At 72.4% G+C, this 20,092-nt stretch carries 13 protein-coding genes; 3 read left to right on the top strand and 10 right to left on the bottom strand.

Features of this window, described 5'->3' with window-relative positions; all coding sequences use genetic code 11:
* Positions 1-46 precede the first annotated feature (46 nt).
* Both OG349_RS24805 and lepA read right to left on the bottom strand, forming a co-directional pair.
* Positions 47-1,936: an AMP-dependent synthetase/ligase gene (locus tag OG349_RS24805; protein ID WP_327236688.1), complete on the bottom strand. Its 1,890-nt coding sequence runs from the start codon at positions 1,934-1,936 to the stop codon at positions 47-49.
* 267 nt (positions 1,937-2,203) lie between these two features.
* The gene (lepA, locus tag OG349_RS24800) at positions 2,204-4,072 is read right to left on the bottom strand and encodes a translation elongation factor 4 (RefSeq protein WP_327236687.1); all 1,869 of its coding nucleotides are present in this window, start codon (positions 4,070-4,072) and stop codon (positions 2,204-2,206) included.
* A gap of 202 nt (positions 4,073-4,274) precedes the next feature.
* Here lepA and rpsT point away from each other — a divergent pair, with 202 nt between their 5' ends.
* Positions 4,275-4,541, top strand: coding sequence for a 30S ribosomal protein S20 (rpsT, locus tag OG349_RS24795; protein ID WP_161312545.1), 267 nt, complete (start codon positions 4,275-4,277; stop codon positions 4,539-4,541).
* Positions 4,542-4,842: 301 nt separating this feature from the next.
* On the opposite strand, the gene holA is transcribed toward rpsT, so the two are convergent.
* From holA to leuS, 8 genes are all read right to left on the bottom strand, one after another.
* Positions 4,843-5,829, bottom strand: a complete 987-nt coding sequence (gene holA / locus OG349_RS24790; RefSeq protein ID WP_327236686.1) for a DNA polymerase III subunit delta — start codon at positions 5,827-5,829, stop codon at positions 4,843-4,845.
* Between the two features lie 111 nt (positions 5,830-5,940).
* Positions 5,941-6,186, bottom strand: coding sequence for a hypothetical protein (locus OG349_RS24785; protein WP_327236685.1), 246 nt, complete (start codon positions 6,184-6,186; stop codon positions 5,941-5,943).
* A 63-nt stretch (positions 6,187-6,249) separates the two neighbouring features.
* Positions 6,250-7,134, bottom strand: a complete 885-nt coding sequence (locus OG349_RS24780; RefSeq protein WP_327236684.1) for a YceI family protein — start codon at positions 7,132-7,134, stop codon at positions 6,250-6,252.
* A 368-nt stretch (positions 7,135-7,502) separates the two neighbouring features.
* Complete coding sequence (locus OG349_RS24775) at positions 7,503-9,743, bottom strand: ComEC/Rec2 family competence protein (RefSeq protein ID WP_327236683.1); 2,241 nt, start codon at positions 9,741-9,743, stop codon at positions 7,503-7,505.
* Between the two features lie 725 nt (positions 9,744-10,468).
* A complete protein-coding gene (locus OG349_RS34890; RefSeq protein ID WP_442806305.1) occupies positions 10,469-11,500 on the bottom strand; it encodes a helix-hairpin-helix domain-containing protein in 1,032 nt (343 codons plus the stop codon).
* Between the two features lie 134 nt (positions 11,501-11,634).
* A complete protein-coding gene (locus OG349_RS24765; RefSeq protein ID WP_327236681.1) occupies positions 11,635-12,480 on the bottom strand; it encodes a DegV family protein in 846 nt (281 codons plus the stop codon).
* A gap of 132 nt (positions 12,481-12,612) precedes the next feature.
* Positions 12,613-13,278, bottom strand: coding sequence for a hypothetical protein (locus OG349_RS24760; protein ID WP_327236680.1), 666 nt, complete (start codon positions 13,276-13,278; stop codon positions 12,613-12,615).
* 166 nt (positions 13,279-13,444) lie between these two features.
* Positions 13,445-16,339 (bottom strand): leucine--tRNA ligase, encoded by a 2,895-nt coding sequence (gene leuS / locus OG349_RS24755; RefSeq protein WP_327236679.1) that lies wholly within the window; start codon positions 16,337-16,339, stop codon positions 13,445-13,447.
* Positions 16,340-16,772: 433 nt separating this feature from the next.
* Between leuS and OG349_RS24750 the strand changes: the two genes are divergently transcribed.
* Positions 16,773-18,473 carry a ferric reductase-like transmembrane domain-containing protein gene (locus tag OG349_RS24750; protein ID WP_327236678.1) on the top strand — a complete coding sequence of 567 codons (1,701 nt, stop codon included), beginning with the start codon at positions 16,773-16,775 and terminating at the stop codon, positions 18,471-18,473.
* Positions 18,470-20,056, top strand: a complete 1,587-nt coding sequence (locus OG349_RS24745; RefSeq protein ID WP_327236677.1) for a ferredoxin — start codon at positions 18,470-18,472, stop codon at positions 20,054-20,056. Before OG349_RS24750 ends, OG349_RS24745 begins: the two co-directional genes overlap by 4 nt.
* Positions 20,057-20,092 lie beyond the last annotated feature (36 nt).

Raw genomic sequence — 20,092 nt, 5'->3', positions numbered from 1 at the left:
ATGCGGGACGGCCGTACCGGGAATCCGGCCGGCCGCCCCGCCCGCGTCAGAACGCCTTGGCTCCCGCGTACATCTCCTCCAGCAGGTCCTTGTACTCCTGCTCCACCACCGGCCTCTTGAGCTTGAGGCTCGGCGTCAGCTCGCCGTGCTCGATGTCCAGGTCGCGCGGCAGCAGCCGGAACTTCTTGACCGTCTGCCAGCGCTGGAGCCCCTCGTTGAGCCGCTGGACGTAGCCGTCGATGAGCTGGACGACGGCGGGCGAGGCCACGACGTCCTCGTACGCCTTTCCGGCCATCCCGTTCTCCGCCGCCCAGCCGAGGATGGTGGGTTCGTCGAGCGCGATCAGGGCCGTACAGAAGTTACGGTCCGCGCCGTGCACCAGGATGTTGGAGACGAACGGGCACACCGCCTTGAACTGGCCCTCGATCTCGGCCGGCGCGATGTACTTGCCGCCGGAGGTCTTGATCAGGTCCTTCTTGCGGTCGGTGATCCGCAGGTAGCCGTCGACGGACAGCTCGCCGATGTCACCGGTGTGGAACCACCCGTCGGCCTCCAGCACCTCGGCGGTCTTCTCGGGCAGCCTGTGGTAGCCGGACATGATCCCCGGGCCGCGCAGCAGGATCTCGCCGTCGTCGGCGATCCGTACCTCGTTGCCGGGCAGGGGCTTGCCGACGGTGCCGGTACGGTACGCCTCGCCCGGGTTGACGAAGCTCGCGGCGCTGGACTCGGTCAGTCCGTAGCCTTCCAGGATGTGGATCCCTGCGCCGGAGAAGAAGAAGCCGATGTCGGGGGCGAGCGCGGCGGAGCCGGAGATGGCGGCGCGCAGCCGGCCTCCGAAGGCGTCGCGGAGCTTGGCGTAGACGAGCGCGTCGGCGACCTTGTGCTTCGCGGCGAGGGAGACGGGGAGCGACGCCCGGCCCGTACGGCGGAAGTTGTCCTGGGAGATCCTGGCGGACTCGCGGGCGAGTCCGGCGGCCCACTGGAAGATCCTGTACTTGGCGCCGCCGCCGGCCCGCGCCTTGGCGGCGACCCCGTTGTAGACCTTCTCGAAGATCCTCGGCACGGCGGCCATGTAGGTCGGTCTGACCACCGGAAGATTCTCGATGATCTTGTCGACCCGGCCGTCGACGGCGGTGACGTGCCCGGCCTCGATGTGCCCTGAGGTGAGCACCTTGCCGAAGACGTGGGCGAGCGGGAGCCACAGGTACTGCACGTCGTCGGAGCGGATCAGGCCCGTCCCCACGGTGGCCTTGGCCATGTACGACCAGTTGTCGTGCAGGAGCCGTACTCCCTTGGGACGGCCGGTGGTGCCCGATGTGTAGATGAGGGTGGCCAGCTGGTCCGAGCGGATGGCGCCGAGCCGTTCCGTGACGGCGTCCGGGGTCCTGGCGAGCAGCTCGCGCCCGCGGCTCTCCAGGTCGGCGAGGGAGAGCACCCAGCCGTCCGGGTCACCCTCGGCGGGGACCGCGTCGGCCGCGTCGATGACCACCACGTGCGTGAGGTCCGGCAGCTCGGCCCGGCGCTCCCGCGCCTTGGCGAGCTGGGTGGCGTCCTCCGCGATCAGGATCTTGCTCCCGGAATCGGCGAGGATGTACGCGCACTCCTGGGCGTTGGTGGAGGGGTAGACCGTGGTCGTCGCGGCGCCCGCGCACATCACCCCGAGGTCGGTGAGGATCCAGTCGACGCTGGTGGCGGCGGCGAGCGCGACGCGCTCCTCGGGCCGTACGCCCAGCCCGATCAGGCCGGCCGCGACGGCGTACACCCGCTCGGCGGCCTCGGCCCAGGTCAGCGAACGCCAGTCGTCGGGGCCCTCGCCGGAGGCCGGGGGGACCGGGTAGCGGTAGGCCTCCGCGCCGGGCGTGGCCGCCACGCGCTCAACGAAGAGGACCGCCACGGAGGGCGGCCGGTTCCCGATCAAGTTCTGTGTGTCGCTCACGGCATCCTCCGGGCCCGTCCGCAGCGCCATGTGACGGACTGCTGTTCCAACTGTCGAGTAACTAACTCGCGAGTAACTACCGATCTGTGATCAGACTAGAGGCCGCCCGGCCGGTACGTAAGTGCCTGCGCGCCGCCGCTTCCCCGGAAAGCGGCCGGTGGGCCCGCACGCCGTGGCGTGGGGCCCACCGGCGGGGCGCGCGGGCCTATTTCTCCGGGCGCCGGCCTGCTTGTCCGGGCGGCCGGGCCACCTCTCCGGGCGGCCGGCCTACTTCTTCGCCTTGCCGCCCGACTCGTCGCTGGACAGCACCGAGATGAAGGCCTCCTGCGGGACCTCCACGCTGCCGACCATCTTCATCCGCTTCTTGCCTTCCTTCTGCTTCTCCAGCAGCTTCCGCTTACGGGAGATGTCACCGCCGTAACACTTGGCGAGGACGTCCTTGCGGATGGCGCGGATGGTCTCGCGCGCGATGACCCGCGAGCCGATCGCCGCCTGGATCGGGATCTCGAAGGCCTGGCGGGGGATGAGCCCGCGCAGCGTGGCGACGAGCCGCACGCCGTACGCGTACGCCGCGTCCCGGTGCGTGATGGCCGAGAAGGCGTCGACCTTGTCGCCGTGCAGCAGGATGTCGACCTTCACGAGCTGCGCCGACTGCTCACCGGTCGGTTCGTAGTCGAGCGAGGCGTACCCGCGCGTCTTGGACTTCAGCTGGTCGAAGAAGTCGAAGACGATCTCGGCGAGGGGCAGGGTGTAGCGGATCTCCACCCGGTCCTCGGAGAGGTAGTCCATGCCGAGCAGCGTGCCGCGGCGCGCCTGGCACAGCTCCATGATCGAGCCGATGAACTCGCTCGGGGCGAGGATCGTGGCCTTGACGACCGGCTCGTACACCGCGTCGATCTTGCCCTCGGGGAACTCGCTCGGGTTGGTGACGATGTGTTCCTTGCGGTCCTCCATCACCACCCGGTAGACGACGTTGGGCGCGGTCGCGATCAGGTCGAGGCCGAACTCCCGCTCCAGCCGCTCGCGGATCACGTCGAGGTGCAGGAGGCCGAGGAAGCCGACGCGGAAGCCGAAGCCGAGGGCCGCGGAGGTCTCCGGCTCGTACACCAGCGCGGCGTCGTTGAGCTGGAGCTTGTCGAGGGCGTCGCGCAGCTCGGGGTAGTCCGAGCCGTCCAGCGGATACAGGCCGGAGAACACCATCGGCTTGGGGTCCTTGTAGCCGCCGAGCGCCTCGGTCGCCCCCTTGTTCAGGGTGGTGATCGTGTCGCCGACCTTGGACTGCCGGACGTCCTTCACGCCGGTGATGATGTAGCCCACCTCGCCGACGCCGATGCCGTCGGCCGGGGTCATCTCCGGGGAGGAGACCCCGATCTCCAGCAGCTCGTGGGTGGCGTTGGTGGACATCATCCGGATGCGCTCGCGCTTGTTGAGGCTGCCGTCGATGACACGGACGTAGGTGACCACACCGCGGTACGAGTCGTAGACGGAGTCGAAGATCATCGCGCGGGCGGGCGCGTCCGCGTCACCGACCGGCGCCGGTACGTCCCTGACCACGCGGTCCAGCAGCGCGTCCACGCCGACGCCGGTCTTCGCCGACACCCTGAGCACGTCGTCGGGCTGGCAGCCGATGAGGTTGGCCAGCTCCTCGGCGAACTTCTCGGGCTGGGCGGCCGGCAGGTCGATCTTGTTGAGCACGGGGACGATCGTGAGGTCGTTCTCCATCGCCAGGTACAGGTTGGCGAGGGTCTGGGCCTCGATGCCCTGCGCGGCGTCCACCAGGAGGACCGTGCCCTCGCAGGCGGCGAGCGAGCGGGAGACCTCGTAGGTGAAGTCCACGTGGCCCGGCGTGTCGATCATGTTCAGGACGTGGGTCCTCCCCACGTCGTCGCCCGTGTTGGGCGCCCAGGGCAGCCGGACCGCCTGGGACTTGATCGTGATGCCGCGCTCGCGCTCGATGTCCATCCGGTCGAGATACTGGGCGCGCATCTGCCGCGAGTCGACCACACCGGTCAGCTGGAGCATCCGGTCGGCGAGGGTCGACTTGCCGTGGTCGATGTGCGCGATGATGCAGAAGTTGCGGAGCAGCGCCGGGTCCGTACGGCTCGGCTCGGGCACGTGGGTAGGGGTCGCGGGCACGCAGGGTCCTGATTCTTGAGACGCGCGGCGTCTCGTCTCGGGTCGACTCGGATCGATACGTAGCCCCTATCGTCCCACGGGTACGGGGCTGCGACCGGTTTGGGCCGCGTCGGCGGTGACTGGTAGCCTGAGCAGCTGTGTCCCGTGCCGTCTCGGTCCGGGACACTCACTCGAAGATCATCAAACCTGAAAAGGCTCATTCGTGGCGAACATCAAGTCCCAGATCAAGCGGAACAAGACGAACGAGAAGGCGCGCCTGCGCAACAAGTCCGTCAAGTCCGCGCTCAAGACCTCGATCCGCAAGGCTCGTGAGGCCGCTGTCGAGGGCGACGTCGAGAAGGCCACCGCGGCCGCTCGTGAGGCGTCCCGCCAGCTCGACAAGGCCGCCTCGAAGGGTGTCATCCACAAGAACGCCGCCGCCAACAAGAAGTCGGCGCTGGCGTCCAAGGTCGCCGCCCTCCAGGCCTGAGCACCCGCTCCACATGATGTGATCGCCGGAAGGGACCCAGCGGGCCCTCTCTACCGCTCCTGACCGGCGGACCCAGGATTCGCACACGACTGCGTTCGCCACGCGGGTGCGGATCCACCAGGTTTGACGTCGAAGGCCCCGGGGCCGTCCTCTCCCAGGACGGTGCCGGGGCCTTCGTCATGCCGCCGGCCTTCCGGAGTACCTTCCAGCCCGTCCGGCGATTGAGGACACAGCGAGGCCGCAGGCCGAGCCAGTCGCCCGACGGCCACGCGGACGCACACGCACACGTACACGGACCTCGCTACCGACCCGCCCGCGCCGCGCGGGCGATCGCGACGACCGCCTTCTCCAGCGCGTACTCCGGATCGTCGCCCCCGCCCTTCACCCCCGCGTCCGCCTCCGCGACCGCGACCAGCGCCGCCGCCACCCCGTCCGGGGTCCAGCCGCGCATCTGCTGGCGCACCCGGTCGATCTTCCACGGCGGCATTCCCAGCTCGCGGGCGAGATCGGCCGGCCGGCCGCCCCGCGCCGAGGAGAGCTTCCCGATGGCCCGGACGCCCTGGGCGAGCGCGCTGGTGATCAGCACGGGCGCCACCCCCGTCGACAGCGACCAGCGCAACGCCTCCAGCGCGTCGGCCGCGCGCCCCTCCACGGCACGGTCCGCGACCGTGAAGGAGGAGGCCTCCGCGCGGCCCGTGTAGTACCGCGCGACGATCTCCTCGTCGATCGTGCCTTCCACGTCCGCCGCCAGCTGCGAGACCGCGCTCGCCAGCTCCCGCAGATCGCTGCCGATGGAGTCCACGAGCGCCTGGCACGCTTCAGGGGTGGCCGAGCGGCCCAGCGCGCGGAACTCGGAGCGCACGAAGCTCAGGCGCTCCGCGGGCTTCGTGGTCTTGGGACACGCGACCTCCCGCGCGCCCGCCTTGCGCGCCGCGTCCAGCAGCGCCTTGCCCTTGGCCGCGCCCGCGTGCAGCAGGACCAGCGTGATCTCCTCGGCGGGCGCGTCGAGATATGCGTTGACGTCCTTGATCGTGTCGGCGGAGAGATCCTGCGCGTTCCGCACGATGACGACCTTGCGCTCGGCGAAGAGCGACGGGCTGGTCAGCTCGGCGAGCGTGCCGGGCTGGAGCTGGTCGGAGGTGAGATCACGGACGTCCGTGTCGGCGTCGGAGGCGCGGGCCGCCGCCACGACCTGCTGCACGGCGCGGTCGAGCAGCAGGTCCTCCTGGCCCACGGCGAGCGTGAGAGGGGCGAGCAAGTCGTCGGGGGAAGCTTTTCTGGTGGCCATCGCGAACCAGCATGGCACGCCCCACCGACACTCCCCCGCCCCCGGCCACCGACCACGCGCAGGCCGCCGGCCCACCCGCCACGGCGCCTGGCGCCCCTGCGCGGACACCCCCTAGGGCGCCTCGCGCCACCCGTCCCAGTCCGCCACGAACGCGTCCAGCTCGGCGGTGTCCAGGCGGGCCCGGGGGTCCTCCACGACCACGAGCCACTGCGCGTCCTCCGCGTCGTCCTCGCCGGCCAGGGCGTCCCGTACGAGCTGGGGCTCCTCGGTCACGGCGAACCGCTCGCCCAGCTCCCGCGCCACCTCCTCCGCGGCGTCGCGGTCGGGCAGCACCAGCACATGTCTCACGTCGCTCACCCCCGCATTCTCCCCGTTCCCCGTTCCCCGGTCGCCGGTCTCCCGCCTCCCCCGCTTCCCCCGCTACCCCTTGGGGACGATCTGGATGTCGAGGTCGATCTTGATGCTGGAACCGACCACCGCGATCCCCCGCGCCAGCATGGACTGCCAGTTCACCGTGTAGTCCTCCCGGTGCAGCTCGGTCGAGGCACGGACGGCGACCCGGGTCTCGCCCTCCATGCCGTTGCCCATGCCGAGGTACTGCGCTTCGAGGGTGACCGTACGGGTCACCCCGTGCAGGGTGAGCGCCCCGGTGATCGCCCAGTTGTTCCCGCCGCGGTGTGCGAAGCGGTCGCTGTAGAACTCCAGCGTCGGGTAGTTCGCCACGTCGAGGAAATCGGCCGACCGCAGATGGTCGTCGCGCATCTGCACGTTCGTGTCGATCGAGGCTGCGCCGATGATGACGTGCATCGCCGACTGCTCGATCGTCTCGCCGATCCGGATGGCCCCGGCGAAGTTGTCGAACCGCCCGTGCACCCGCGCGAGTCCGATGTGCCGCGCGATGAACCCGATGCGGGAGTGGGCCGGTTCGATCTCCCACTCGCCGGGGGCGGGCAGCGGGAGCGAGGGCGCGATCTGGAGGGTGATGTCGCCGAGCCCGGCGTGCTGGCCGTCGTCGGCGATCGAGACACTGCCCCGGTACGAGCTGAAGCTCTCGGCCGACACCGCGAGCCGGTACTCGCCGTTCGGGACCATCGCCACGATCGTCCCGAACGGATCGGTCTCCCCGCTCACGATCTTGCGCCCGTTCCCGTCGGTGACGGTGAACTCGGCCTGCCGGACGGGCTCGTTGACGGGATCGAGGACACGACAGGTGAGCAGGCCCGCACCGGTGGGCACCGTCAGTCCCGCGAGTGGATTGCTCTTCTGGTGAGCGGCCGTCCGTCGGCCGCGCAGGCGACTGATCATGCGCTACGTACCCCTGTGCGTTTTGGGCTCTGCGGGGCCGCGCACGGCAGTTCGTCCTCGGCAGGGCGGCGGCCCATGACGAATACGCATTCGATCACCCCTGCGTCGTTCGAGGCAAACGTACGCCGGAGTACGGAGTCCGGTATTACCAGCCGTTATTGAACCGTGTCCGATCAAGGTCCCCACACCCCTGTTCCCACCCCCTCGCCCCCTGTCACGTCTGGCCAACGGCCCCAGTCCCGTCCGGAGAGCCGCCGCGCCGGCCCCCGCCCCACCCCTGACCGTGAACAACGAGATCAAGACATTCTCAACGGCCCTCGCTACGGCCCACCACACCCGCATCCCGGTCCTCCTCCCCCGTCATCCCGTCATCCCGGCCGGTCCCTCGGGCCGCGTGGCACCGCACGCAGACCACGCCCGGTCCCGGTGACCGCGATCGCCCCGTCGGTGTCCGTACGGAGCACCGCCGCGCCCCCGGCACGCAGGGCACCGACCGTCCGGGGCGAGGGGTGCCCGTACGGGTTCTCCGCACCGACGGAGATCAGGGCCAGCCGTGGACGGACGGCCCTGAGGAGGCCGGGGTACTGGAAAAGGGAGCCGTGGTGGGCGACCTTGAGGACGTCCACCGGGGGCAGCGCCGGATGGTCACGCAACAGCCCTTGCTGTGCCGGGGGTTCGAGGTCCCCGAGGAGCAACAACGTCGGGCCGCCCGCGACGCGCACGAACAGGGTGACGCTGGCGTCGTTCGGCTCCCCCGCCACCGGATCCCCCCGGGGCCACAGCACCTGCCAGCTCAGCGGCCCGACCCGGCGCCGCTCGCCCTGCCCCGCCCGGACGACGGGGACCCCCGCCACGGCGGCGGTTCTCCTGACCAACGCGCTCTGATCCCGGGGTTCCTGGAGCCGCGTCGTCTGGATCGCGCCGACGGCGCGCCCCCGCAACACCCCCGGCAGTCCGGCGACATGGTCGGCGTGCAGGTGGGTGAGGAGCAGCAGAGGTACGCGCGTGACGCCGAGGTCCCGCAGACAGCGGTCGGCGAGGAGCGGATCGGGCCCGGCGTCCACGACCACGGCCGTACCGTCCCCGGCAGCCAGAACCGTGCTGTCGCCCTGGCCGACGTCGCACATCGCGATCGTCCAGCCCGGCGGCGGCCATCCCGTCACCAGCCGGGCCAGCGGCGGTGGCCGCAGGATCACGAGCAGCAGGAGCACCGCGCAGCCGGCGGCGGTCCAGGGATGGCGCGGGACGCGCCGGGCGGCGAGCAGGACGAGGACCGTCAGGGCGGCCAGCAGCAGCCCGCCCCACCACCCCCCGGGCCAGCCGGCCTCGGCGCCCGGCAGAGCGGCGCCGCGCCGGGCCACCGAGGCGATCCACCCCGCCGGCCACCCCGCGCACCGGGCCAGCGCCTCGGCGACGGGCATCGCCAGGGGCGCCACGGCGAGGGCGGCGAAGCCGAGGACGGTGGCCGGGGCCACAGCCAGCTCGGCGAAGAGGTTGCACGGGATCGCCACCAGGCCGACCCGCGCCGCGAACACCGCGACGACCGGCGCGCACACGGCCTGCGCGGCCCCGGCGGCGGCCAGCGCCTCGGCGAGCCGCGGCGGCACCCCGCGCCGCCCCAGCGCGGCGCTCCAGCGGGGCCCGAGCGTGAGCAGCGCGCCCGTGGCGAGGACGGAGAGCAGGAATCCGTAACTCCGCGCCAGCCAGGGGTCGTACAGCACCAGGAGCAGGACGGCCCCGGCCAGGGCGGGGATCAGCGACCTGCGCCGGCCCGTACCGATGGCGAGCAGGGCGATCGCCCCGCACGCGGCGGCCCGCAGCACGCTGGGGTCAGGCCGGCAGACCACCACGAAGGCGAGCGTGAGCGCCCCGCCGAGCAGCGCGGTCGACCGCAGCGAGATCCTCAGCCTCGGTGCCAGGCCGCGCCGTTCGGCCCTGAGCGCGAGCCCCGGCGGGCCGATCAGCAGGACGAGGACGATGGTGAGGTTGCTCCCGGAGACGGCCGTCAGATGGGAGAGGTCCGTGGCCTTGAACGCGTCCTGGAGGTCGGGCGGGATCCGTGACGTGTCGCCGACCACCAGCCCGGGCAACAGCGCGCGGGCGTCCGCCGGCAGCCCCTCGGTCGCCTCCCGCAACCCGGCCCGGAGCGCCCCGGCCACCCGCTGCGGCCGGGACGGCGGCCCGGTGACCCGGGGCGGCCCGGCCCCCTCCACGCGCAGCGCGGCCGCGTACCGGTCGTCCCCGTACAGCGGCGGTGAGAGCCGCCCGGTCAGCCGCAACCGCGTGGACGGCAGCACCCCCCGCCACCGCCCCGCGTGCGCGCCGGGCGTGGCGAGCACCAGCACCGGCGTCCGCCCCACGGTGACCACACCGCCGGGCGCCGTCACGCGCGTCACCTCCGCCTCCACCAGGAACGCGCCGCCGGACATCCGGTCGCCGAACACCCTGGGCCGGGTGGGCCGCGGATCAGAGGTGACGACCGCCTCGACCGTCACCCGCGCGTACCGCTCCGCGAGCCCCGCCACCGGCCCCCGCCGCAGATCGGCCCCGTACAACCCACCGGAAGCCGCCCCAGCGGCCCCACAGAGCAACACCCCGGCCAGAGCCACCCCATTGACCCGCCCCCACCGCCCCCGGGCCGAGCCGGCCCCGGAAACCTGCCGCCCCCACCACACCCCAGCCGGAACAACCCGGTTGAACCGCCCCCACGACGCCCCGGCCAAGGCAGCCCCGTTGCCCCGCCCTCGCCGGATCCCGGCCGCAGCCGCCCCATCGAGCCGCCGACGCACCCCGCCCGAGGCAACCTCGCTGAACCGCCCCGGCCGCACGTCCGCCGGAGCCGTCTCATCGAGCCGCCCCCGACGCCCGTCTGCCAAGGCACCCCCGTCGAGCCATCCCCACCGCACCTCCGCCGGGGCAACCCCGCCGAGCCGCCCCCGCCGCGCCCCGGTCGGAGCCACCCCGTCAGATCGCCTCCGCCGGGCATCCACTCCCCGGAGCGGGCCACGCCCGCTTCCCCGCCCCGCAGTCAGGCTCCGCGCGGCCTCCCGTTCTCTCCGGCCACCACCGTCCGTCCCCCGCATCGCCGTCCGGATCAGGGTCAGCCCGGCCGCCAGGAGGCAGCTGAGGGCACCCACAGCCGTCCAGAGACCCGGAGCGCCCAGCGCCAGGGCCGCGGCCGCCCAGGCCGCCACGGCGGGTGGCACCAGGCGGAGGTCCGCCGGGCCCTCCTGGTGGGGGTTCGCGGCCCCCAGCGGGTTGTCGGAAGCCGCGTGGACCGCCGGGCGCGCCGGACGGGTCAGGAGGGTCGGGCGCTCCGGGCGCCCGAGGCGCGTCACGGTCGGACCAGGGGGCGAAGGTCCGCGAAGCGGCGGTCACCGATCCCGTTCACCTCGCGCAGTTCGTCCACGGACCGGAAGCCGCCGTGCTCGGTGCGGTAGTCGAGGATGTGCCGGGCGAGCACCGGGCCGACCCCGGGCAGCGTGTCGAGCTGCTCCGCCGTGGCGGTGTTGAGGCCGATTGGTTCCGCGGGACGCGCCGGGCCCCCCGTCGGCGCGACCGCACCGGGCGGGGCCGGTACGCCCACCACCACCTGTTCGCCGTCCATCAGTACCCGCGCCCGGTTCAGCGCGGTCGTGTCCGCGCCCGGCTCGACGCCCCCCGCCGCACGCAGCGCGTCGGCCACCCGCGATCCCGCCGGCAGCCGCAGCACCCCGGGCCGCCTGACCTTGCCGCCCACGTCGACCACCACACGGTCCGTCGCCGTCGCCGCGCCCACCGCAGAGGGTGGTGACGACGGCGGAACCACCGCCGCCGCCCTCACCGTCTGCGGAGCCCGGACCGACCTCGGCCGCGCCGACCAGAAATGCTGGGCCGCCAGGACCCCCGCCACCACCAGGACCACGGCGAGCGCGGCGAGCGTCCTGGGCTCCAGACCACAGCGGAGCTGAAGCCACAACGGCAAGCGCTCGCCCACCGCCTGGGCCACCCGCTCCCGCCTCCGCCCCGTGGGCGGGGTCGGGAGCGGGAGATCCGGCGTCGCCGACGCCGACAGTTCGGCGGGGGTCGCTGACCCGGCAGGAGGCGGGACGCGTCGTGGTCGCGCCGCGACCTCCACGCCCTCCCCCGCACGCCCCGGCGGTGACAGTCCGCCACCCCTCGGCCCGTCGGCGAACAGCGCGTCCGCCCGCCGCCGCAGAGTCGTGGACGTCGTGGATGCCCTCGATGATGCCCTCGATGCCGTGGATCCGCCCCCGCGAGGACGCGTACGGAGACGGCGGGAGCGCCGCGCGCGGCTGTCGGAGCCCGGCGCCCGGCCCGGGCCACTGGTCGGAGAACTGGTCACGGAACGTGTTCGGAAGGTCATGCCTCAACACGTTAGGCACATCCGCCGAACCTCGCGGATCACCCTCAATTCCGGTGGACAACCAACCCGTTGTGGATAACTTCGTCACCCGTACGTGTCACGCACCCGGGTCAGCCACCCGAGCCGGCCACGTGTCAGCGCGGCGAGACCACAGCCCCCAGCAGCCCCGGCCCCGTGTGCGCCCCGATCACCGCGCCCACCTCGCTGACATGCAGATCCACCAGCCCCGGAATGCGCTCCCGCAGCCGCTCCGCCAGCGCCGTCGCCCGCTCGGGCGCCGCGAGATGGTGCACCGCGATGTCCACCTGGCCGGTCCCGGCCCGCTCCGCGACGATCTCCTCCAGCCGGGCGATCGCCTTCGACGCCGTCCGTACCTTCTCCAGCATCTCGATGCGCCCGCCCTCCAGCTGCAACAGCGGCTTCACCGCCAGGGCCGAGCCCAACAACGCCTGGGCCGCGCCGATCCGCCCGCCCCTGCGCAGATAGTCCAGCGTGTCGACGTAGAAGTACGCGGACGTCCCGGCGGCCCGCTTCTCCGCCGCCGCCACCGCCTCGTCCAGCGTGCCGTCCGCCTCCGCCACCTGGGCCGCCGCCAGCGCGCAGAACCCGAGCGCCATCGCCACCATCCCGGTGTCCACGACCCGTACCGGCACCGGAGCCTCCTTGGCGGCCAGCACGGCGGCGTCGTAGGTCCCGGAGAACTCGGCGGACAGATGAAGCGAAACGATCCCGCTCGCGCCGGCCTCGGCGGCCGTACGGTACGCGGCGGCGAAGACGTCGGGGCTCGGCCGGGACGTCGTCACGGAGCGTCGCTTCTGGAGGGCGATCGCCAGCGAGCGGGCCGAGATCTCCGTGCCCTCTTCCCACGCCCGGTCGCCGAGCACGACGGTCAGCGGGACCGCGGTGATGCCGTGCCGCTCCATCGTCTGGGGCGGCAGGTAGGCCGTGGAATCGGTGACGATCGCGACATGGCGGGACATGAGCGGGAGGTTACCCGCCGTCGCCCCCGGTCGGCGCCCCGGGACCGCCTCAATGATCGCTTGCGTCCGGACCGACGTCGAATCCGTCACTTACAGGTCCTGTATCCCGTCACTTCACGATCCCGGTCCCGGTCAGTTCGTGGTCTCCGGGCGGGCCTGCCTGGCCGGTTTCTGCCACGGGTAGACGTTCTGGCGGGGGTCCGGAGGCTCGATCGCCTCTGCCGGCCCCGCCGGCTCCTCCCCCTGCGGGTCCACCGTCGACCAGTGCCGCAGCGCCCCCGACTCCACGTCGATCTGCTCGCTCAGGGACGTCAGGTCGTCCTCCGCGAACTTCCGCGCCCGGTCCCGCGCCGCCCACCGCAGCGAGTCCGCCGAACGCGTGATCCGCTCCGTACGTTCCCGCAGCCCCGCCAGCCGCTCCGCGACCCTCGCCCGGTCCGGGTCACGCTCCATCTGCCTGAGGTCGTCGTCCAGCTCCCTGCCGTGCACGCTCAGACGCTCGAACAGGGCGACCGACTCCGACAGCGAGGCGTCCTCGGCCGCGCCCGCGTGCAGCGCGTCCTGCGTCGCCTTCATCGACGTACGCAACCGGACCCGCAGCTGCGCAAGCTCGCCCGGTACGCCCATCTGTCCCATGCTCCGCGCGCGCAGCGTGGTGTCCTCCACGGTCCTGCGGGCCTGCGAGATCGTACGGTCGACCCCGCGCTTGGCCGCCTTGACCGCCTTGACGCTCGCGAACACCCCCAGCGCCACGAAGGCGACGAAGAGTAGCGCCAGGATCAGGATCACGGCTTCCATGAGCGCCCCTCGGGGGTTGGGTCGGAAACATGTCGTTCGTCCGCTGTGGCTTCAACTGTGCTTCTTCCACCGTAAACGGAACGGGCAGGCAAAGGGTTCCGTAGGAACCCTCAACCTGCCCGTAAGGGGAAGCCCCAAGCGGCCCCGAGCCGCCGGACCCACGCCGTCACACGACGATGTTCACCAGCTTCGGCGCCCTGACGATCACCTTCCGGATCGTCGCGCCGCCCAGCGCCGCGACCACCGTCGCGTCACCCAGCACCAGGGCCTCCAGCTCCGTGTCCGAGATCGACGCGGACACCTCCAGACGCGCCTTGACCTTGCCCTTGATCTGCACCACACACGTCACGGTCTCGTCCACGACGTACGCCGGGTCGGCGACAGGGAAGTCCTGGTGCACCACCGAGTCGGAGTGGCCCAGCTTGCGCCACAGCTCCTCGGCGATGTGCGGGGCCAGCGGCGCGATCAGCAGCACCAGCCGCTCGGCGACCGTCCGCGACACCGGACCGCCCGCCTTCGTCAGGTGGTTGTTCAGCTCGGTGACCTTGGCGATGGCGGTGTTGAACCGCAGCCCCGCCATGTCCTGCGCGACCCCGTCGACGGCCTTGTGCAGCGCGCGCAGCGTCTCCTCGCCGGGCTCCGTGTCGACCACGGTGACCTCACCCGTCGTCTCGTCGACGACGTTGCGCCACAGGCGCTGCAACAGCCGGTACTGCCCGACCACCGCGCGTGTGTCCCAAGGACGCGAGACGTCCAGGGGGCCCATCGCCATCTCGTACAGGCGCAGGGTGTCCGCGCCGTACTCCGCGCAGATCTCGTCCGGAGTGACGGCGTTCTTGAGGGACTTGCCCATCTTGCCCAGCACGCGTGTGACCTTGGCGCCCTGGTACCAGTACCCGCCGTCGCGCTCCTCGACCTCCGTGGCCGGCACCGCGATGCCCCGGCTGTCCCGGTAGACGAACGCCTGGATCATGCCCTGGTTGTAGAGCTTGTGGAACGGCTCGACCGACGAGATGTGCCCCAGGTCGTAGAGCACCTTGGACCAGAACCGCGCGTACAGCAGGTGCAGTACGGCGTGTTCCGCGCCGCCCACGTACAGGTCGACGCCGCCGTGCGGCTGTCCCTCGCGGGGGCCCATCCAGTACTGCTCGATCGCCGGGTCGACCAGCTTCTCGCTGTTGTGCGGGTCCAGGTAGCGCAGCTCGTACCAGCAGGAACCGGCCCAGTTGGGCATGGTGTTGGTCTCGCGGCGGTAGCGCTTGACCCCCTCGCCCCGGCCCAGGTCCAGCTCCACGTCCACCCAGTCCTGCTTCCGCGACAGCGGCGGCTCGGGCTGGGTGTCGGCGTCGTCCGGGTCGAACGTCCGTGGCGAGTAGTCGTCGACTTCGGGCAGTTCCAGCGGCAGCATCGACTCGGGCAGCGCGTGGGCGGTGCCGTCCTCGTCGTACACGATCGGGAACGGCTCGCCCCAGTAGCGCTGCCGGCTGAACAGCCAGTCGCGCAGCCGGAAGTTGACCGTGCCCTCACCGATGCCCCGGGCCGCCAGCCAGTCGGTGATCTTCGCCTTGGCGTCGACCACGCCCAGCCCGTCGAGGCCGATCTCGTCGCTCGTGGAGTTGATGATCCTCGCGTCGTACGAGGCGAACGCGTCGTCCCACTCCGCCGGGTCGGCCGACCGGCCGTCGGACGGCTCGACCACACAGCGCATCGGCAGCTCGAAGGCGCGCGCGAACGCGAAGTCACGGCTGTCGTGCGCCGGTACGGCCATGATCGCGCCGGTGCCGTACCCCATCAGGACGTAGTCGGCGATGAAGACGGGCACGGGCTCGCCGCTCACCGGGTTGGTCGCGTACGCGCCGGTGAAGACACCGGTCTTGTCCTTGGACTCGGCCTGCCGCTCGACGTCGGACTTCGACGCGGCCTGCTTGCGGTACGCGTCGACCGCCTCGGCCGGGGTCGCGTGGCCACCCGTCCACACCTCGTGCGTGTCCGCGGGCCAGGCGGCCGGGACGATCCGCTCGACCAGCTCGTGCTCCGGGGACAGCACCATGTACGTGGCGCCGAACAGGGTGTCCTGACGGGTCGTGAACACCGTGATCGCATCGGCGTCACCGACCGGGAAGTCGACCCGCGCGCCCTCGCTGCGGCCGATCCAGTTGCGCTGCTGCGCCTTGATGGCGTCCGGCCAGTCCAGCGCCTCCAGGTCGGCCAGCAGGCGGTCGGCGTAGGCGGTGATGCGCATGTTCCACTGCCGCAGCTTCCGCTTGAAGACCGGGAAGTTGCCGCGCTCGGAGCGGCCCTCGGCGGTGACTTCCTCGTTCGCCAGGACCGTGCCCAGGCCGGGACACCAGTTGACGGGGGCGTCGGACGTGTACGCCAGCCGGTACTCGCCCAGCACGTCGGCGCGTTCGACGGCGTCCAGCGCACTCCAGGGGCGCCCGTCCGGCGTCGCGCGCCGTCCGCTCTCGAACCGCGCCACCAGCTCGTCGATCGGGCGCGCCTTGTCCGCTTCGTCGTCGTACCAGGAGTTGAAGATCTGGACGAAGATCCACTGGGTCCACCGGTAGTAGTCCGGGTCGATCGTCGCGAAGGAGCGGCGCGTGTCGTGACCCAGTCCCAGCCGGCGCAGCTGGACCTTCATGTTCTCCATGTTGGCCTCGGTGGAGGCCCGGGGGTGCGTGCCGGTCTGCACCGCGTACTGCTCGGCGGGCAGGCCGAAGGCGTCGAAGCCCAGGGTGTGCAGGACGTTGTGGCCGGTCATGCGCTGGTGGCGGGCGAAGACGTCCGTGGCGATGTATCCCAGCGGGTGCCCGACGTGCAGGCCCGCGCCGGAGGGGTACGGGAACATGTCCATGATGAACTTCTTGGGCCGCGCGACCAGCCCGGGATCCCCGGCCAGGTCACCCGTGGGATTCGGCGCCTCGTACGTGCCCTCGGCGGCCCAGAGGTCCTGCCAGCGTGCCTCGATGTCGGCGGCCATGGCAGCCGTGTAGCGGTGCGGCGCGGCCGTCTCGGTGGCGGCCGGGGCCGTCTCGGCGGCAGCGGAATTCGTCTCGCTCATGATCCTTCGAAGCTCCATCGATCGTCTCTGCCTGCGGCGAATGAAAAAGCCCCTCGCACAGGAGGGGTCAGCCGCGCCGATTCCGACCGGATCTTCCATCCGTCGGGACTGATCAGCGCGGCCCGCCGAGCAGAAGGCGTACGGCACGCATGGCGTCAGGGTACCGCAGGGCCCGGACGGCCCGCACCGGAGATCCGGCGGGCGGGTCGGCGGCGCCAAGAAGCGCGGTCGCGACGACCGGCGTGTCCGGAGGTCGGCGAACCTCGATCACTGGGCAGCACCTTACTCCGCGTATCGCCCCTATCCGGGGCAAGCTCAAAGTCGGTTACCTCACCTTCCCTTGGTTAAACCTGAGAATCGGTCTCTGCCTGGTATCGCTCCACTTAGCATGCGGCAACGGGACCGCTTTCCCGAGCCATTCGGAGTCGACCCCATGAACCCTTCTCGCAATCGCAGGATCAGTTCGTCGCCCGCGCTGGACCCCGGCATGAGCCGGCAGGTCCAGGGCGGGCTGACCGTCGCTGCACTGGTACTGGTACCCCTTCTCGCCGTCGCGACAGGCGACGCCTTCCGCGCCGCGCTCGATTTCGCAGCCGGCGTGCTTTCCCTCGTGTCCCTGACGGCAGCCGTCGCGTGGGGGCTGATAGCCACCGACCGGTTGCTGCTCTCCTCGCGGCACCGGTTGCTCGCGCAGGGCATCCACCGGGCGACGGCCGTGGCCTCGCTCGGCTTCCTGCTGCTGCACGTCACCGTCAAGGTGTCGCTCGGGCACGTCTCGCTGATCGGCGCCCTGGTGCCGTTCGGCCTGGGGATGACCGGTACGAACGGTCTCATCGGTTTCGGTTCGCTCGCCGGACTCCTGATGATCGTCGCCGCCACCACCGGGGCGATGCGCAGTGCGTTCGCCACCCCGGGCCGCATCGCCGGCCGCTGGCGGGCGATGCACATGCTCGCCTATCCGGCCTGGTGCTTCGCCCTGGTGCACGGCCTCTACACGGGCCGGCCGGCGGCGACCTGGGTCACCACGATGTACTGCGTCTCGCTCGTCGGAGTGGCGGCGGCCGTGTCCCTGCGGCTCCTCCCCCGCCCGGTCCAGAACCAGATCGCCGACCAGCTCATCGCACTGACCGGCGGGCAGCGCCGTACGACGGAGCCGGAGCAGTCGCTCCGGGACCTGTCGTCGGATCCGCTGCCCGGAGCGACGGGCCTCACCCCGCGGCCCGAGTACGAGCAGCTCCGCCGTGAGCCCTCCTTCTCGGCGCAGCCGCTGGGTGCCCCGCTCGGCCGGCCGCGGACCCCACCGCGGCTCGCCCCGCCGTCCCCGCCGCTGTACGAGGCGGAGCGGGCCCCCATGGGCCTGTACGCGGGCGGCTCAGGCGCCCCGGGCGGCGATTCGCTGTCCGACGCCTTCGCGGACCCGTTCTCGGGCCGCACCCCCGATCCGGTGTCCGGACCCGGAACCGGCCTCTCGGCCGGCTACCGCGCGGTCTCCCTGGGTACGGACCCGACCACCGTTCTCCCGGTCACACCGCCCTACGGCGCGGCGCCAGGATCCCCGTCCGGCCCGCTGTCCGGTCCCCCGTCCGGTGACATCCCGCTCGCCGAACGCATCCCCATGACCGAGGAACTGCCGATCATCACCGAAGAGTCCACCGGCCGTCCCGGCTCCTGGCCGGCGCCCTCCCCGCCGCCGCCCGGACAGGCCTTCGCTCCCCCCGCCCCGGCCCCCTCTCCGTACGACACGGGATCCGTCCCCTCGTACGACACGGGTTCGACGCCGGCGTACGACACCGGGTCCGTCCCGGCGTACGACACCGGTTCCGTCCCTTCGTACGACACGGGGTCGACCCCCTCGTACGACACCGGCTCTGTGCCCGTCTACGGGCCCAACGCGGCCTCCCCGTACGACACCGGCTCGATCCCCGCGTACGACACAGGCGCCCTCCCCGCCTACGACACGGGCAACCTTCCTCCGTACACGGGCCAGGCGCCCGCCTCCCCGGTCGGGCCTTCCTACGAAGGCACGACGTACGACGGAACAGGGCCCCGTCCCGGCAGCGAGCCCCCGCCGGGTCCGCTCTACCAGCCCCCGGCCGGGGAGCCCTGGAACGCACCCGCAGGAGACCGACCGTGAACGCCCCTCTCCCCGACGTCCCCGAAGTCCGCGTCGTCGGCCTGCCCCAGTTGACGCAGGGGTTCGACCTGGTCGAGCGGCTCGACCTGCCCATGCACCTGAAGGTGCACGGGCCGCTCCAGCCGATGACCGGTGAGCGGCTGGCGCAGCTCGCCGAGAACATCACCCTGCGCGGCCGCGGCGGCGCCGGCTTCCCCTTCGGCAAGAAGCTGCGGGCGGTCGCCCAGGCGTCGATCCGGCGCGGGGTCAGGCCCGTCGTGGTGATCAACGGCAGTGAGGGCGAGCCCGCGTGCCGCAAGGACACCGTGCTGCTCAACCGGGCGCCGCACCTGATCCTGGACGGCGCCCTGCTGGCCGCCGAGGCGCTCGGCGCCCGCACCCTGGTCGTCGCCGTCACCCGCAACTCCACGGAGATATCCATGCGGGCGGCGCTCGCCGAGCGCGGTCTGTCCGACCGGCGCGGCCAGCAGTTGCGCGCGCGGGTGGTCCGTACGCCCGAGCGCATGGTCTCCGGCGAGGCCTCGGCGGTGATCCGCGCCATCGGCGGCGGGCCCGCCCTGCCGCCGGGCCGCAGGGAACGCGCGGCGGAGTCCGGCGTCGGCGGAGCGCCGACCCTGCTCTCCAACGCCGAGACGTACGCGCAGTTGGCCGTCGGCGCCCGGATCGGCGCCCGCCGCTACGGCCACACCGGGCTGGAGGACGAGCCGGGCACCGTCATGCTGACCGTGTCGGGCGCGGTCGCCCGGCCGATGGTCATCGAGGTGCCGACCGGTGTGCCGCTGCGGTACGTCCTCCAGATGGCCGGCGCCCCGCCGCTGCCCCAGGGCGTGCTCACAGGCGGCTACCACGGCAACTGGATCGACGCGGTGGCCGCCCATGAGGCGGTCGTCTCCCGGGCGTCCCTGGCGGCCGTGGGCGGCTCCCTGGGCGCCGGGGCGATCCTGCCCATCGGCCCCGAGACCTGCCCGCTGGGCGAGGCCCTGCGGGTGGCCAACTGGCTCGCGGCCGAGACGGCCGGGCAGTGCGGCCCCTGCAAGCTCGGTCTGCCCGCCGCGGCCGGCGGTCTGTCCGACGTGATCAACGGGGGCGGCCCGACCGCCCTGGAGGCGCTGCGCGCGGTCACCCAGGCGGTCAAGGGCCGGGGCGCGTGCAAGCACCCCGACGGCTCCGCGCGCTTCTTCGCCTCCACCCTGTCGGCGTTCACCGACGACCTGGCCGCGCACATGCTGCACGGCGGGTGCGGGCGCGAGACGACCGGGGTGCTGCCGCTGCCGGGTCCCGGCTACCAGGAGGCGGAGGAGTCGATCCCGAGCGGCGAGAAGCTCGCCGTGGACTGGACGCTCTGCCAGGGCCACGGGCTCTGCGCGGACATCGTGCCCGAGCTGATCCGGCTGGGCCCCGACGGCTACCCGGCGCTCGCGGACGCGTCGGTCCCCGTGCACATGCGGGGCCGCGCGCAGCGCGCCGTGCGCCGCTGCCCGGCGCTGGCGCTCCGTATCGAGCAGCCCGAGCCGGAACGGCCCGCACGCGCGGCGCTGCCGCCCGGCGGCGGCCGCAAGGCCCTCGGCCCCGGCCGGGGTTGACCATGAAGAAGCGGGCCACCCGATCCGGGTGGCCCG

Source organism: Streptomyces sp. NBC_01317 (assembly GCF_035961655.1).
Lineage (GTDB): Bacteria > Actinomycetota > Actinomycetes > Streptomycetales > Streptomycetaceae > Streptomyces.
This window is presented reverse-complemented; position numbering and strand designations above follow the sequence as displayed.

Excerpts from the sequence above, each read along its gene's own strand:
- holA (WP_327236686.1), bottom strand. The coding sequence starts at position 5,829 with ATGGCCACCAGAAAAGCTTCCCCCGACGACTTGCTCGCCCCTCTCACG.
- OG349_RS24780 (WP_327236684.1), bottom strand. The coding sequence starts at position 7,134 with ATGATCAGTCGCCTGCGCGGCCGACGGACGGCCGCTCACCAGAAGAGC.
- OG349_RS34890 (WP_442806305.1), bottom strand. The coding sequence starts at position 11,500 with ATGACCTTCCGAACACGTTCCGTGACCAGTTCTCCGACCAGTGGCCCG.
- OG349_RS24765 (WP_327236681.1), bottom strand. The coding sequence starts at position 12,480 with ATGTCCCGCCATGTCGCGATCGTCACCGATTCCACGGCCTACCTGCCG.
- OG349_RS24760 (WP_327236680.1), bottom strand. The coding sequence starts at position 13,278 with ATGGAAGCCGTGATCCTGATCCTGGCGCTACTCTTCGTCGCCTTCGTG.
- leuS (WP_327236679.1), bottom strand. The coding sequence starts at position 16,339 with ATGAGCGAGACGAATTCCGCTGCCGCCGAGACGGCCCCGGCCGCCACC.
- OG349_RS24750 (WP_327236678.1), top strand. The coding sequence starts at position 16,773 with ATGAACCCTTCTCGCAATCGCAGGATCAGTTCGTCGCCCGCGCTGGAC.